Source organism: Deinococcus misasensis DSM 22328 (genome assembly GCF_000745915.1).
Classification (GTDB): domain Bacteria; phylum Deinococcota; class Deinococci; order Deinococcales; family Deinococcaceae; genus Deinococcus_C; species Deinococcus_C misasensis.
Genome location: NZ_JQKG01000009.1, coordinates 145,372 through 160,523, shown reverse-complemented (window position 1 = coordinate 160,523; position 15,152 = coordinate 145,372). Strand labels below are relative to the sequence as shown.

At 54.9% G+C, this 15,152-nt stretch carries 16 protein-coding genes; 3 read left to right on the top strand and 13 right to left on the bottom strand.

The window, feature by feature from the left end; all coding sequences use genetic code 11:
- Window positions 1–12 precede the first annotated feature (12 nt).
- From Q371_RS07805 to Q371_RS07780, 6 genes are all read right to left on the bottom strand, one after another.
- Entirely contained in the window at window positions 13–474 is a 462-nt protein-coding gene (locus Q371_RS07805) for a hypothetical protein (RefSeq protein ID WP_245618277.1), read from the bottom strand.
- Window positions 455–1,621 (bottom strand): DUF1501 domain-containing protein, encoded by a 1,167-nt coding sequence (locus Q371_RS07800; protein WP_034338461.1) that lies wholly within the window; start codon window positions 1,619–1,621, stop codon window positions 455–457. Before Q371_RS07800 ends, Q371_RS07805 begins: the two co-directional genes overlap by 20 nt.
- A 67-nt stretch (window positions 1,622–1,688) precedes the next feature.
- Window positions 1,689–2,942 (bottom strand): DUF1800 domain-containing protein, encoded by a 1,254-nt coding sequence (locus tag Q371_RS07795; RefSeq protein ID WP_034338458.1) that lies wholly within the window; start codon window positions 2,940–2,942, stop codon window positions 1,689–1,691.
- Window position 2,943: 1 nt separating this feature from the next.
- Entirely contained in the window at window positions 2,944–3,735 is a 792-nt protein-coding gene (locus Q371_RS07790; protein ID WP_034338455.1) for a hypothetical protein, read from the bottom strand.
- Complete coding sequence (locus Q371_RS07785) at window positions 3,729–3,980, bottom strand: hypothetical protein (RefSeq protein ID WP_034338450.1); 252 nt, start codon at window positions 3,978–3,980, stop codon at window positions 3,729–3,731. Before Q371_RS07785 ends, Q371_RS07790 begins: the two co-directional genes overlap by 7 nt.
- Before the next feature lie 9 nt (window positions 3,981–3,989).
- Complete coding sequence (locus Q371_RS07780) at window positions 3,990–4,532, bottom strand: RNA polymerase sigma factor (protein WP_034338447.1); 543 nt, start codon at window positions 4,530–4,532, stop codon at window positions 3,990–3,992.
- A 73-nt stretch (window positions 4,533–4,605) separates the two neighbouring features.
- On the opposite strand from Q371_RS07780, the gene Q371_RS07775 reads away from it, so the two are divergent.
- Complete coding sequence (locus Q371_RS07775; protein WP_034338444.1) at window positions 4,606–5,682, top strand: alpha/beta hydrolase; 1,077 nt, start codon at window positions 4,606–4,608, stop codon at window positions 5,680–5,682.
- Here the strand turns inward: Q371_RS07775 and Q371_RS07770 are convergent.
- A complete protein-coding gene (locus Q371_RS07770) occupies window positions 5,679–6,191 on the bottom strand; it encodes a YfiT family bacillithiol transferase (protein WP_034338614.1) in 513 nt (170 codons plus the stop codon). The two genes, Q371_RS07775 and Q371_RS07770, sit on opposite strands and share 4 nt — an antisense overlap.
- 157 nt (window positions 6,192–6,348) lie before the next feature.
- Between Q371_RS07770 and Q371_RS07765 the strand changes: the two genes are divergently transcribed.
- Complete coding sequence (locus Q371_RS07765) at window positions 6,349–7,485, top strand: MFS transporter (protein ID WP_034338441.1); 1,137 nt, start codon at window positions 6,349–6,351, stop codon at window positions 7,483–7,485.
- A gap of 230 nt (window positions 7,486–7,715) precedes the next feature.
- On the opposite strand, the gene Q371_RS07760 is transcribed toward Q371_RS07765, so the two are convergent.
- From Q371_RS07760 to Q371_RS07735, 6 genes are all read right to left on the bottom strand, one after another.
- Complete coding sequence (locus Q371_RS07760; RefSeq protein WP_034338439.1) at window positions 7,716–8,093, bottom strand: hypothetical protein; 378 nt, start codon at window positions 8,091–8,093, stop codon at window positions 7,716–7,718.
- Window positions 8,090–8,680 (bottom strand): SCO family protein, encoded by a 591-nt coding sequence (locus Q371_RS07755; RefSeq protein ID WP_169743805.1) that lies wholly within the window; start codon window positions 8,678–8,680, stop codon window positions 8,090–8,092. The genes Q371_RS07760 and Q371_RS07755 overlap by 4 nt, the downstream gene beginning before the upstream one ends.
- A gap of 146 nt (window positions 8,681–8,826) precedes the next feature.
- A complete protein-coding gene (locus tag Q371_RS07750; RefSeq protein ID WP_034338437.1) occupies window positions 8,827–11,247 on the bottom strand; it encodes a cbb3-type cytochrome c oxidase subunit I in 2,421 nt (806 codons plus the stop codon).
- A 15-nt stretch (window positions 11,248–11,262) separates the two neighbouring features.
- Window positions 11,263–12,489 (bottom strand): cytochrome c oxidase subunit II, encoded by a 1,227-nt coding sequence (gene coxB, locus Q371_RS07745; RefSeq protein ID WP_051963645.1) that lies wholly within the window; start codon window positions 12,487–12,489, stop codon window positions 11,263–11,265.
- 94 nt (window positions 12,490–12,583) lie between these two features.
- The gene (locus tag Q371_RS07740; RefSeq protein WP_034338434.1) at window positions 12,584–13,471 is read right to left on the bottom strand and encodes a heme o synthase; all 888 of its coding nucleotides are present in this window, start codon (window positions 13,469–13,471) and stop codon (window positions 12,584–12,586) included.
- Window positions 13,468–14,418: a COX15/CtaA family protein gene (locus Q371_RS07735; RefSeq protein WP_051963642.1), complete on the bottom strand. Its 951-nt coding sequence runs from the start codon at window positions 14,416–14,418 to the stop codon at window positions 13,468–13,470. The genes Q371_RS07740 and Q371_RS07735 overlap by 4 nt, the downstream gene beginning before the upstream one ends.
- A gap of 209 nt (window positions 14,419–14,627) precedes the next feature.
- Between Q371_RS07735 and Q371_RS07730 the strand changes: the two genes are divergently transcribed.
- Window positions 14,628–15,113: a DUF420 domain-containing protein gene (locus tag Q371_RS07730; RefSeq protein WP_034338603.1), complete on the top strand. Its 486-nt coding sequence runs from the start codon at window positions 14,628–14,630 to the stop codon at window positions 15,111–15,113.
- Window positions 15,114–15,152: the final 39 nt, after the last annotated feature.

The window sequence follows — 15,152 nt, the reverse complement described above, 5'->3', positions numbered from 1 at the left end:
GGGTTTCTGGCTTTATTTTTTCTCTGCTGCCTGGTACTGTTCCAGCCCTCCAGCTTTGACAAATTCAGCCTGAAGGTCTTCCAGCTTTTGTGTGGGCTTGCTGCTGGGATCACCGGGCAGGGTGTGGGCGTACACCTCCAGAGCATCCCCATAACCATCATCATCGCTGTCGAGGTCCTTGGCGAGCACCAGATACAGGGCATCTGCCATGCTGCTGCTCGGGTTTTCCCTGAGGGTCTGCCTGAGGTTTTCGCCAAAGGCATTCCAGGGTGCACCTCCAGCATCTTTGACGTGGCAGAAGGTGCATCCCATGGTGCTTTTCTTGAGGGGACTGCCTTTGTAATGGAATTGCTTGATGGCCTGCAAGCGGTATTGGGGCAGGGCAAAAGCACTGCCCACCAGCAAAGCCCCGGTGCCCATCAGCAAGCAAAACCGGAGGAAGGGGCCAGAGGGATCAAATGAACGCCGGGCCATCGAAGTCCTTGCCCAGCACCTCTGCTGGATTGAGGTTCAGCCAGTTTTTCAGGGTGCGGGCATACACCCCACGGAAATCCACCTTGTAGCGCACATCCCCATCATCGAGGTTTTCCAGATCGGGGCTTTCACCGTGGATGCCCCCTTTGACCCCTTTGCCAAAGGCGAACATCACGCCACCCTTGCCGTGGTCGGTGCCTGCGGAGTTGTTCTCGTGGACCCGTCTGCCGAACTCACTGAACGCCAGCACCATCACCTTGTCGTACAGACCCTGCGCCATCAGATCGGCACGGAAGGCCGTCAGCCCTTCAGAGAGGATGGTCAGCAATTCATCCTGTTCGGCCCTCTGGGCAGCGTGGGTGTCAAAGCCCCCCAGAGAGGTGTACAGGATGCGTCCTGCCTCGCCCGAGGCAATCAGTTTGGCCAGATCCTGCAAACGGCTGGCAAACTTGTTGTCCGGGTATTTGGCCCCTGTGCGGTACTTTTTGAGGTTTTGCTGGGTGGCTCTGGTGTGTTGAAGCATGTTGAGGGTGCTCTGCTGGATGAATGCAGCCTCACCGCCCCTCCTCAGTTTGAGGAGCGTCTGGTATTCGTCTTCAAGGCCAGAGGGGAGGGTCACCTGATAGGTGTCGGGATCGTCCACCACAGGCAGGGTCAGGGTGTCGCTGCGCACGGCCAGAGGGGGAATGTCGCCCAAATAGGTGGCACAGAAAGGATCCCCGATGGTTTCAGCAATGCGGCCAATCCAGCCTTCTCTGGAGGCCCCTGTGGGATCTGCGGTGTGCCAGATCGCCATGCTGGCAAAGTGGCTGCGGTTGGGGTTGGGGTAGCCCACATTCTCAATCCATGCGAATTCATCATTTTCCAGAAGCGGCAGGAAGCTTCGCAGGTTTGGATTCATGCCCAGCACATCGGTGATGGGCAGCACGTCTTTTCTGGGAATGGCGATGTTGGGCCTTGCAGCGTAGTAGGCGTCGTTGCCATAGGGAACAAGGGTGTTCAGGCCGTCGTTTCCGCCAGAAAGCTGAATCACCACCAGGGTTTTCTCGCCTCCAGCCTGCGTGGCCGCTCTGGCCAGAAATTGTGGCATGCCCGAGGTGATCGCAAGGGCCATGCTGGTCATTTTCAGAAAGTCGCGTCTTTGCATTGTTGCTCCTTGATGGCCTCCCTGCACTGCAAGGAGGAAAGCGCAGTGGAAAGGGAGGGATGAAAGGTCAGGCCAACTGGTACTCGGGCGAGACCATCAACAGGTAAGCCTGTTTGTCGGCGGGCAAATCACGGATCAGGTTTTCCACTGCTGGATTGTTTCTGCCCATCAGGGCAAAATGCAGGTCTTTTTTGTTTTTGAGTGTCTTGCTGACCTGTGCAGCAAACCGCATGCGGGTGAGCAGGGTGGCATCGCTGATCCAGTCCCGGCCTCCGTGCCATCCGCTCACATCCGGAGGGGAGAGCGGCAGTTGCCCGAGGCGGGCCAGGGTTTTCAGCAAGGTCTCGTAATACTTGTCGTTCTCTGCGGGTGGTGTGTTGGCGGTTCTGAGGGTGCCCACAATGTAATCGATGGGTCCCTTGATGCGGCTTTCTCTGGCTTTCTGGCTGAAAAAAGCTTCGCTGAGCAGCACCTCCCGAATCACGGTCTTCAGATCGCCCCTTGTGCGGATGAACGTCTCGGCCAGAGCCCGCACATCCGACTCCTCGGGGGTGTCTGATACAAAATGGCGCAGGATTTTTCTGCTGATGAAGGTGGCGGTGGCAGGATGGGCACTGGCCATTTCGACGATGTCCTCACCACTGAAGTTGCCGGTTTTCCCGAGGTAGGTTTTGGTGCCTGTGTCGTGCTTGTTTTTGGCGTACACGAACTCTGCCCCTTCTTCAGGGGTGCCTTTGCCCACCCGTTTGATGGACCATCCGGTGAGGGCTCTGGCCCCCTCCTGAATGTCTTTTTCGGTGTAGTTGCCGATGCCCACTGTGAACAGTTCCAGCAGTTCTCGGGAAAAGTTTTCGTTCGGGCGGCCTTTGACGTTCATGTCGTTGTCCAGATACCGCAGCATGGCCGGGTGTTTGGAAACGGACAGGGTGAGTTCCGTGAAGTTGCCCAGAGCATTTTTGCGCAGGGTGTCCAGATAACTGGTCAGCACAGCTCCCGATTTCACCTTGTCGGTGGCCACCACAAAATGGTTGTGCCACATCAGGGTCAGGTTTTCCCGAAAAGGCTGGGGTCCGTGCAGCATCTCAAAAAGCCAGTTCAGTTGGGTGAGTTGAAATCCCCGTCCTGGATTGATGGAATCACGGTAATCAAAAGGATTTTTCTGGGCTGTGCCCCCTCTGGGGTTCAGCAGGTCATCCACGGTTTTCTGGAGGCCCTGTTCGGCAACCTGCTGGACGCGGGCCAGAGGTGCACCCCAACAGGTGCGTCTGAGCAGATGGGCCGCTTCCTCTGGTCGGAAAGGCCCTGCATGGGGTTTCAACATGTCATTCTCCTGTGTCTGGAAGTTGATCGGTCCTGATGTCTTTCAGATGCTCAATGATGTTCAAAAGTTCCATGTCCGGAAATTTGGCCACCACCCACACAAACTGCTGTTTCAGTTTGACCACGGCAACCCCTTCGGCCTTCTGGACCCCTTTGGAGGCAATGATCACAGGAATCAAATTGATGCCATCTGAAAGGTAGATTTCGGTGCTCTGGACATCCCGGAACTGGGTGGCTTTCAAACCCACCACCCGGTAAGGCTGGGGCAACTTCAAACCCGGCAGTGCCTTCAGGATGCTGGATTCGAGGGCTGCGTTGTACCGCAACTCCTGCTTGAAGGGGGTCTTCAGCCTTGTCAGGGTGCCTTTGAAGCTCTGGAAGGCTGCACGCCTGAGCACATTCCCCTCCAGATCCTGTTGCTGGTAGGCCACAGGGACCTGCCAGAGGTCATCGACCCAGATGGTCCATGCATTGGACAGGCGGTTTTTGGGCGACAGGGTGTACATGGTGCTGCTGCGTCCTGCCAACATCTGGCTTTCCTCAAAGGCCAGTTCAAAATTTTTGCGAACCAGTCCGGGCAGGAAACTCAACTGGGGCAGGTCTTTGCGGCTGCGCACAGGGTTGGCACTGGGTGGAAAATTCACCACCACCTCCACTGTTCCAGCAGGCATGAAGTTTCGGCCTTTTTGCATGGCTTTCAGCAAAGTGTCCCAGTCTGCGGCGTGGGCCATGCCAGAGACCAGCATCAGGAACACCAGACCCTTGATTCTGTTTTTGGTTAGGGGGTTCACCATGCGCCATTCACCTGACTGTAAGCCTCGTAAGCCACTGTGTGGGGCAGAGGTGCCGTTTGCTGTTGATACATGAAAGCCCCTCCGATCAATGCAAAGCATGCTGCTGCTGCGCTGAAGGTGTACCACAAGCGGTTTCTCTGGGCCTTCAAACGGGCATTGAACAGGGACAGGGCACGTTCACTGGCCTCCACATCTCGGGCACTGACTTTCAGGTGTTCTTGGAACAATTCATCCCACGGGTCCATAACCTGCTCCTAGGGTTTCACTCCACGCTGGAGGAGAAATTGCTTGAGGGCCTGCTTGGCCCGGTTGATTCTGGATTTGACCGTTCCGAGTTGCACCCCGAGCACATCTGCAATCTGCTGGTACTCCATGTCCAGAAATTCCCGCAAAGAGAAGGCTTCCCGTTGTTCTGCAGGCAGGGACTGCAAACCTTCCTGAATCAAATCCCGGACCTGCTGGTGTTCTGCGTTCGCTGCCACATTCTGTGGTGAGGCCGGATCCAGATCGTCCAGAGGGGTGATGTCGGCTTGGGGTTTCCTGAGGGCCTGATAACAGGCGTTCATGGTGATGCGGTACACCCACGTTGAAAACTCTGCATCCCCCCGAAAATTCTTGAGGTTGCGGTAGGTGCTCCAGAGCACTTCTTGCAGCACATCTTCAGCGTTGCTCTCTCCGACGATGCCACAGGCCACCGCATGCATTCTGGGCAGGTGTCTGCGCATGAGGGCCTCGTAGGCACGGTGGTCACGCCTCGCAAGGGGAAGAAGTTGTTGATCGCTCAGATGCTCGTACATGACCTCTGTACCCCTTAGAGTGCAGCTCCTGCCGAAAAGTTCCATGGTCTTTTGCAGAGGGTATGCTGTTCCCATGTTCACGCCCGAAATGGTCAAAATCAAGATTCACCTGAAATTGGAAAAGCTTGCTCAGCCTGTGTGTTTGCTCAGTGCCCTCAGCCAGTGGAAGCCCTCAGAGGCATTTGAGTTTGCATGGACCCCCTCTGGATATGTGCTGGAGTTTGAAATGCTGCAAGGTCAAATTCTGGAATGCCGCATCAGCAAAGGAGAACTGGAAGAAGTGGGGCCAGAGGGGCTCAAACGTTACCCCAGAGCCATTGCGGCCCAACAGGATCAAGAGCTGAATTGGGAGGTTCTGGGCTTCCTGACCGCTCTGGACCCTGAACACACCCGCTCGGGTCACATCGAAGAACACACCCTCTTTTCACCAGAGCTGGAAGCAGAGGTGAAGTTGCTGGTGTATTTGCCTCCGCAACACTTCACAGAGCCTGATCGGGTGTTTCCGGTGGTGTATCTGCATGATGGTCACAATGTCTTTGACCGGGCCACCAGCAGCTTTGGGTTTGAATGGCAGGCCGATGAAACCGCCGAACACTTCGCCCGAGCAGGACATCCGGTGGTTCTGGTGGGCATCTGGACCCCTGCTGAGAAACGCAACCAGTATTACGTGCCTTTCCATTCCAGACTGCACAACGGACAGGAACAGGGCACAGCATACGTCAGGTTCATTGCCACCACCCTGAAAACCCACATCCAGCAGCACTTTCCGGTCAGCAAAGAGACCGCCCAGACTGCCATTTGTGGATCAAGCCTTGGCGGATTGATCAGCATGTATGCCACCCTGCACCATCCAGAAGCTTTTGGTGTGGCTTGCCTCATGAGTCCTGCCCTCTGGGTCGGTGAGTATCTGGCCTTCGAGGAGGTGCAAAAACTCCCTCCTGCTGTGCGTTACTTCATCGACATGGGGGATCTGGAAACCGACACCCTCGAAGGGGCAGCCCTGCTGGTCCGGCAAGCCAAACAATTGGCCTTGCTGGTCTCCCAGCAAGGCTGTGATGTGGAACTTCTGATCGGACAGGGTCACCTCCACCATGAATCTGCGTGGGCAGAGCGTTTCCCTGCATTCCTGAAATTCTTCTTGCAGGTTTAAGCGTTTTTCAGGGCCTGTTCAATGTGGGCCAAATGGTGCTCGCTGTGCCACGCATAAAGCCCAGCCACCTGCCAGAGCGGCAATACACCCGACTCGGGGTGCTTGAAGGTGCGTTCAAATTGCTCTGGGGTCAGGCTGCGCAGCAGGTGCACCCAGCGGGTGTGAATGGCTTCCAGCATCACCAGAGAAGGTTCTACGGGCAGGCTGTAGTCGGCAAGGTGGGCCCAGGCGTGTTCATCGTAAGGTTTGATGGTGGGCTGGTTCTCGGTGAGGGCCAGCTTGAAACGGGTGTAAGCCTGTGCGTGGCTGTCTGGAACGTGGTGCACCACCTGACGGATGGTCCAGCCCCCTTCACGGTAAGGCAGGTCCAGAGCGGCTTCGGACAACTGTCCGGCCAGAGCCCGGTATTTGGCTGGAGCGGCTGCAATGGTGTCAATCCAACTTTGAACTTCCACAGGATTCTGGGATGCACTGGAGATGAAACGGCCAATGGGATATCTGCTGTCCATGCTGTATTTTGTCACATCCACTTGCAAAATCTGGAAGCAGTTGTTCTGATGCCTCTGAAAACATCCACTTTTGGGCCTTTCTTTTACATGGCCTCAGTCCAGACAGCCTGCCTGGAAACGCTCACAATCTTCAGTGGACGGTGTTATGATCGGCCCTATGGCACAGTTGCCCCCCCAGATTTCCAGACTGCTTGTGGTTGCCTGCATTTCTTTTCCTTTGCTGGGTGCCGTTCAGGCCCTGCTGGGTCCTTATTTTTCGGTGATCATGCAGCAATATGAAGTGAAGCAAGACGTGGTCAGTCAGGTGGTGAGCAGTCAATTCGCAGGGGTTGCTCTGGGAATGCTGCTCAGCATTGCAGCCCTGAGATACCTGAAAGCCAGAAAGACCCTGCTGTTCAGTGCTTTGCTGATGGTTCTGGGTCTGCTGGGCATGGCCTACAGCCCCACATGGACCATTCTGCTGCTTTCAGCTTTTGGGTTTGGGATTGCTTTTGGCCTGCATGCTTCTTCTGTGAACACCCTTCTGTCCCAGTATGGGGTGGCTGCGGCTCCCGTGCTCAATGCTGTGAACGCCACTTTTGGTGTTGGAAGCGTGCTCGGGCCACGTTTGATTCTCCTTTTTGAAGGGTATGGTTTGCCCTTTGTCATTTTGGGTGCCTGTGCCGTGGTGGTTGTGCTGCTCAGCCTGAGGGTGCAGGAACAGGAGTTGCCTCCCAGACCCAGAGCCGCCCCCGCAGGGTCTCTGATGGTGGTGGTTGCCTTGTTTGCCCTCAGCACGTTTGCCTACGTGTCTGCCGAAGTGGGTCCGAGCAACTGGATGGTCACCCACCTGACGGGCCTGTATTCGGCTTTCTGGGTGGGATGGGCACCCAGTCTGTACTGGGGTGCTCTGGCTCTGGGCAGGCTGGTTTTTGCACCGCTCAGTGCACGGCTCCGACCCAGTTATCTGGTGATGCTGGGCAGCATCGGGGCCACTCTGATGCTGCTGGGAACCCACAATCCCGGTCTGGCCCTTTACGCCTACACGGCAACAGGTTTCTTTCTGGCTCCCATTTATCCCACTTTGCTTGCATGGCTCGGTGAAATCCTCAAGGAACGCAGCCAGATTTTCACGCCCATTGTGAGCATGGTGGGTGCTTTTGGACCAGTGGTGACAGCCCCTCTGGTGGGATGGATTGTGAAAAATGCTGGCAATGACAGCATCCCCACCACCTTGACGGCTCTGGCAGGATTTTTGTTTTTGATGCTGTTGGTGACCTGGCTTACAACCCGGAATGTCGCGCGTGCACAGTGAAATAAGCACTGTGACTTATGCAATGTTTTTTTTCAAAAGCTTTTGTATACTGGTTTTACCACACAAAGGGGGTGATCCAACTGTTAAGAAAATGCGTTGGTGGAGGTACCCGAGCAGGGTAGTTTTAACAGAAGCAGTACCCTGAGACCCAACGGGTACCGGATCCCCCCGAGTGTACACTCGGGGGTTCTACATTTTCCCCTCACTGAGAAACCAGTCACCAAAAACCATCACTTTGAAATTTTGATCTCCTGACCCAGCACATTGCCTGACATCAAAAGTGTCAGGTAAAGTTTTTTGTTCTGCGGAACCGATTTGAAAAAGATCCGGTAGTTGCTGGAGGTCCCAAATGCGGTGGTCCCCATGTTGATGGGCAGTCTGGAAATTCTCTGGTAGCCTTTTGAAGTTTTGGCTTGCAAAACCCCGGTCTGGCCAGCCACCACTGCACTGCTCAGGACCACCAGTTCTTTTTCGTGGTACTGGATGCTGCCCACCAGAACGTACCCCCCAGTGACTTTCTTGAGGGCAGCCGATTGCAATTCCACATGCCCACCATGGGCCAGAGCAGTACCCAGCAAGAAGATGCCCAGAGCCAGATGTTTTTTCACAGTGAACCCCTGACCAGAGCAGGCAGATCCTGATCCAGCAGACCTTTGCCCAATTTTTCCTGGTTGTAAATCAGACGCATGCGGTTTTGTTCGTCCAAAACGGCCACTGTGTCGGTGTGTGTGACAATGCCATCCGGGTTTTCATTGAAGCCCACATAAAAAGCGTTGGCCAGTTTTGCAATGTTGTCTGCATCCCCAGTCAAACCCACAAAGTCACTCTGGAATTTATCAACGTAAGCTTTCAGAACCTCTGGGGTGTCTGTGTCCGGATCCACACTGACCAGAAACACTTTGACGTTTTGGGGTTTGCCTGCCCCTTCATAAGCCCGCTTGAGGATGCTCATGGTGGCCGGGCAAACGTCCGGACAACGGGTGAAGCCAAAGAACACCAGTTTGATGCCTTCAGAGTCCTGAATTTTTCTGGGTTGTCCGTTGGTGTCGGTCAGTTCGATCTCGGGAATGACGGGCATGGCCTGCACCGGGGTGCCTTGCAGCTGAACTGGAGCAAATTCACGGTAAGCCCAGATGCCCAGCAATACCAGAATGCCCAGAATCAGGGTGATGAGGGTGGGGTTGGCTTTCTTCATGGGAGAACTCACTGCACCATCTTCAAACATCCAGAGCGGGTCAAATGACCCTTCGCTTTCAATTGATGCCCTTTGATTGGCCCTCCATAACACGAGAGCACAAAAAAAGGACCGGCCATGGCCGGTCCTTTTTGCTGGTGTTGTTTTTACCAGATGTAGAAGATCGAGATGATCACCAACCACACGATGTCCACCAAGTGCCAGTACATGCTGGCAGGGGTGAGGCTGCCGTGTTCTTTGTGGTTCAGTTTGCCAGTCAGGGCCTGGTAGTAGGGGAGGGCAACGCCCACACCACCGATGATGATGTGCAAACCGTGCAGACCCACCAGGGTGAAGAAGGCAGAAGCCCAAACATTTTGGGTGTAATCCACTTCCAGTCCGAATTTCACAAACTCGTAGGTCTGGAACAGGAAGAACACGCCGCCCAGAATCATGGTCAGCATCAAGCCCAGACGGAATTTGGAGAAAATGCCTTTCACAAAATCCTGTTCGGCTTTGTGGATCACAAAGGAGGAGCTCACCAGAATCAATGTGTTGAGGGCGGCCAGCCAGATTTCAGGACGGGCCTCGGGTGGATCGGCTTTGCCCACCAGACGCAGGTAAACGTACCCAGAGATCAGCACACCGAAGAGGGTGACTTCGGAAATGATGAACCACCACATGCCCATGGGGCCGTTGGGAACGCTGGTCAGCACATGGTGGTGTGCAGGTTCAGCAAACTCGGGGGTGCCTGCCCATTTGAAGATGGAGTAAATGGTGAAGGCCAGACCCACCCAGATCATGATGGTCCATGGATCGGTGATGGGACCGTTGAACCAGCTGTAAGAGACACCCAGACCGAAAATCAGCAGACCCAGAGCGCTCATGAAAGGCCAGATGGTGGGTTGAGGCAGGTGAACATCTTTCATGTTCACAGGCTCAAACTTGATGCCAGCCTTCTTCCAGTCGTACAGGGGACGCTCGCTGGCAAAATGGGTGGGCAGCACCACTTCAAGGTTGTGGGGAGCAGGAGGACTGCTGGTCAACCATTCGAGGGTGTAACCACCCCAGGGGTTGTCATTGGCTTTCTGGCCGTTTTTCAGGCTCCAGACCATGTTGTACACCCACACGATGCCCCCAATCAGCAGAATGAAGGCACCAATGGTGGAAGCGTAGTTCAGCTCGTTCCAGAGGTAGTTGCCCTCGGGGTAAGTGTAGTAACGGCGGGGCATGCCCAGGAAACCCAGAATGTACTGGGGCATGAAGGTCAGCCATGAGCCGATCAGGAACAACCACAGGTGCCACAGGCCCATTTTTTCACTCATCAGGCGACCGGTGATTTTGGGCCACCAGTAGTACAGACCTGCCATCACGAGGTAAGAGGTACCGAACATCAGCACGTTGTGGAAGTGGGCCACCACGAAGTAACCGTCGGTCACAGCGTAGTCAAAAGGAATCAGACCCAGAGCCACACCGGTGATTCCACCGATGGTGAAGTTGAAGATGAAGGCGATCACCCAGTACAGGGGAGACTTCATTTGCAAGTGACCGCCCCACATGGTGCCGATCAGGTTGAACAGCTTCACACCGGTGGGAACACCCACAATCACGGTGGCGATGGCAAAGAAGATTTGCCATCCCTGGGGCAGACCCACTGCGAACATGTGGTGCACCCACACGATCAGACCCACCAGCACGATGCCCAAGATGGAGTACACCATCACCTTGTAACCGAACAGGGGTTTGCGGCTGAAGGTAGACACAATCTCAGCAGCGATGCCAAGGTAAGGCAGCAACATCACGTACACAGCAGGGTGAGAGTAGAACCAGAAGAACTGCTGGTACAGCACAGGCACGCCCCCCATGGCAGGGTTGAACAGGGAGATGCCCAGTTTCAGTTCCAGCAGGGTGGTGAGGGCTGCAGCAGTCAGTCCAGAGAGGGCAATCAACTGCAGGATGGAGGTGGCCAGAATGGACCACACGAACATGGGCATTTTGAAGACGCCCATGCCTTTGGCGCGCAGGTTCATCACCGTGGCAGCAAAGTTGGCAGCACCCAAGAGAGAAGCGATACCGTTCAACAGAATCGAGACCATCAGCACTTCCACACCGTGTGAACCGGGAACCGCATTCTTCATGGTGAGGGGGTAATAGAAGGTCCATCCAGCAGCAGCAGGTCCACCAATGAAGAAGGACACGGCCACCAGAATGAGGCTGAACAGGAACAGGTAGAAAGCAAAGGTGTTCACTCGGGGCAGGGCCACATCGCGTTCACCGAGTTGCAAAGGCAGCATGTAGTTGCCAAACCCCACCAGACCAAAAGGAATGATGAAGTAGAACAACATGATGGCACCGTGCATGGTGAGCACTTCGTTGTACTGTTGGCCCACCAGGAAGTCATTGTTTGGGACAGCAAGCTGCACACGAATGGCAACGGCCAGCAGTCCAGCGATGGCGAAGCCCAGCACCGAAGTCAGCATGTACATGATGCCGATCTTCTTGTGGTCTCCGGTGGTCATGTAATCCCACAGCACTTCAAAGAAGCCGGGTTTGCGGTTCTGTGCTGAGGAGGGTATGTTTACGGCCATTTTTGCATGTCCTCCTTATTGGTCCTTGTTCTCGGTGTTGAATTCGGCCATGCTTTTGAAGTCAAAGCCTTCAAGCTTGTGGCTGTGCAGGTATTTGGCCACAGCCTGAATGTCTGCATCGCTCAGCTTGACATAGGACTTCTCTTCCCATTTGCCGGTGTCTGCGTTTTTGACTTTGTAGGTGCTTCCATCAAAGGCGGGCATCAGGCTGCCAGGTTTGACCTGTGCAGAGTTGCGAATCCAGTCTTCAAGGGTGACCAGGCGTTCTTCACCGTTGAATTTGATGGCACGGTCACCTTTTTCTTTGCTGAGTTCGCTGTTGTTTTCCACGTTGCGGAAAATGCCTGCAGCATAAGTGGCATGGCTGCCAAAGTAACTCAGGTCTGGGAAGCTGGGTGCACCATTGGCCACACCTTTGATGGCGTGGCATCCAGCACAGTTGGCGAGGAACACTTCTGCCCCTCGGGCCAGTTCAGGATCGGTGGGCTTGGGTGCTTGGTACGCTTTGGCTTTGGAAAGCCAATCATCGTATTGGGCTTTGGGCAAGGCAATCACACGGAACAGCATGTTGGCGTGTGAAGCACCACACAACTCGAAGCACTGTCCGTAATAGATGCCAGCTTTTTCAGCGGTGATGATCAGTTTGTTGGTCTGACCGGGCAATGCATCGCGGCGACCCCCGAGGTTGGCCACACCAAAGGAGTGGATCACATCTTTGCCGCTGACTTTGAGTTCTACAGGCAGACCCACAGGAATGACCAGTTCGTTGGAGTTGCGAACCCCTTGCCCTTCGTATTCAAAGTCCCACCAGAACTGCCAGCCGTTGACTTGCACCGTTTGCACCACGTTGGCAGGTTTCTGGTTGATTTTGGCAAGTGCCAGAGCGGTGAACACACACAGCACAGACACGATCAGCACCGGAACCCCGATCAGGGCCACTTCAAGGGTGTTGTTGCCGTGGAACTGTGCAGGTTCGTTGGCTGCACCGGGCTTGGTGGGTTTTTCACCGGGACGGGTTTTGAATTTTTGCACCACCCACCACAGGGCACCCCCTGTGACCACCAGCACCAGAAACGAAAAAATGCCTGCGACCCACAGCAGGGTCTGCATGTTTTGGGTGGATTGTGCCTGTGGATCAAGAATGTGAATCCAGCGGTCGGCACCTCCCTGAGGCTGCTGCGCGTACGCTGCAGAGGTCAGGGCCACCAGCCCAAAGATGAACGATTGAAACGGTTTCAACATCACTCCTTTCCCTTCTCACGCTTGACTGAAACTTGTGCGAAAAGCCAGTGCTGGCATTTCAGATGCCGGGTCCATCTCTGGGGTTGGCCTGCCATCAAAAAACACTCCGATCAATGGCCATGGCAAGGAACAACAAAGCAAGGTAGAGCAGGGTGTACTTGTACAACGAGACAGCTTGCTTGCGGTTGATGTTCCGGTACAGCTCCAGAGAGCGCATCAACAAAATCATATTTAATACCAGTGCGCTTCCGAAGTAAATCCAGCGCACCTCACCCAGCAGCAAAGGAATCATAGACAACACGGCGGTCATGATGGCGTAGAGCCCAATTTGGGCCACGGTCATGCGTTCTCCGTAGACCACAGGCAGCATGGGGATGCCCACGGCAGCGTAATCGTCTTTGATCATGATGGCCAGTGCCCAGAAGTGCACAGGGGTCCAGAAGAAGATGATGAAAAACAGGTACCAGCTGAACAGGTTCAGGTCTCCAGTGACCGAAGCCCAACCCACCAGAGGTGGGAAGCAGCCTGCAGCACCACCAATGACAATGTTGTGCCAGGTGGCCCGTTTCAACCAGAGGGTGTAAATGAACACATAGGTCACCAGTCCGGCCATGGCCAGCAGGGCGGTGTTCAGGTTGGCGGCTTGCCAGAGCAAGAGAAATGAGCCCACGGTCAGGAGGCTTCCGAAGATGAAAGCATTGGTGGTGCTGATTTTGCCTGATGCACTGGGACGGGTGCTGGTGCGTTTCATGCGCTGATCGATGTCCCGATCAATGATCATGTTGAACACGCCCGATGCACCTGCACTCATGTAACCACCGATGAACACGGCCAGAAAAAGGTCCCAGGAGGGGAACCCTCTGGCAGCCATGATCATGGCCGTCATGGTGGTGAACAACAGCAAGCTGTTCACCTTGGGTTTGGTGAGGGCGAAATAGTCACGCCAGGTGGGTTTTTCCAGGGTTGACAGGGTGTGGGTCATGGGTTTACCTTCTCACGCTTCACCCAGCCATGATACCCGAGAAGAATCACCGCTAGCCACATGATGCAGGCCAAAAGCAAGTGCAAAAGCTGTAACCAGCCGGGTGCATGCAAGACATAATTGAAAATTCCAGCAATGACTTGCATCAAGATGATGAATTGCAGTCCACTGGCAGCGAGCCTGACTTCAGGAGCGGCCAGACGGCTGCCCATGGCTCTGGCCCAGATCACCAGAAAAACACTGGTCACAACGGTGAGGGTGGGGTGCATCAATTTCAGTTGGTCCAGATAGTATCTGGGATTGAAGGCCCGTTCAACCCCTTCCTGCAGAGAACCCACTGGATTGAGGGTGTTGCCCAGAGCAGCCACAGCTCCAGTCATGCCCATCAGGACCACCCCAACCACAGCCGCAATCAGACTGTATCTGACCCATGGGAGAGGTTGAATGGTGGCAGGCTTGACCTGACTGCGCAAGGCCGTCAGAGCCACTGTGCCTGTCAGCATCAGGGTGTTGGCCATGTGGATGGGCATGAACAGGGCACGCCCCAGAGATTGGTCTTGGCCCACCCATTCTTTTTTGACCAGCAGTGCTCCAACCAGACCTTCCAGAATCACAAAAAAGAGGTGCAGTCCTGCCCAGAAACGGGCAGGATGGGCTCTGGGGTAGCCCCTGAAGGCCCACACCACCAGGCCAATCGCACCCACCCCGCTGAGGGCGCTGGTGACCCGGTGCGCGAATTCGATCATGGTTTCTACACTCTCGGCCCTCGGGATGATCGTCCCGTTGCAATCGGGCCAATGGTCTCCACAGCCAGCGCCGCTTCCAGTGATGCGAACCCATGCGCCCCAGAGGATCACCAGCACGTTGTAGCCGAACAAAAACCAGGCAAACGTGGTGAAGTCGATCCGCACAGGACCCAGGGTGAGGGGTTTGATTCCTTGCTGCATAACATCCTCTATTCTAGTCAGCCAACAGGGGTTGACGCAGGACAATTGTCCTCAAACATCTGTGGTTTCAACTTTTATGCTGGAGGGTGATCTGTGGGGTGGAAACAGGTTCAGTTTGTTTCTGGGGCCACAGATTCCATGTTAGGCCATTTTTGCAAAGGTGGTCCTTTGGATACAGTAAGATGGTCGAACTCAGGAGGTTTGCAGCAGTGGGGGAACTCATTTCGGATCTTTCAGTGATTTTCATCGTGCTCAGTGGTGTGGCTCTGGTGCTCGGTGTTTTTTTCATCAAAACCAACCGCAAACAGGAACACATGGTTGCCATGTTGACGGCTTGTGGACTGGCCGTGGTTTTTCTGGTGCTGTACCTGACCAAACTCGCCCTCGGTGCAGGCAAGACTTATGCTGGACCTGAACAGTACAAAAATCTGTATCTGTTCATCCTGGTGACCCACAGCATTCTGGCTGCTGCCAACGGTCCTCTGGCCATCATGGCGGTCATCAATGCCCTGAAAGGCAGAAAAATGGCCGATGGCCGTCTGGAACGTTCCAGAGAGCGTGGTCCGGACACCTACTTTAAACGTCACCGCATGTGGGCCCGATGGACCGTCCCGGTCTGGATTTATGTGGCTGTGACTGGATGGGTGATTTACTGGGTGATGCACAACTACGGTGCGGTCAAAGGCACGGTTTAACCCCAATTTCTGTTCCAACAGGTGTACACCTCCCGCAAG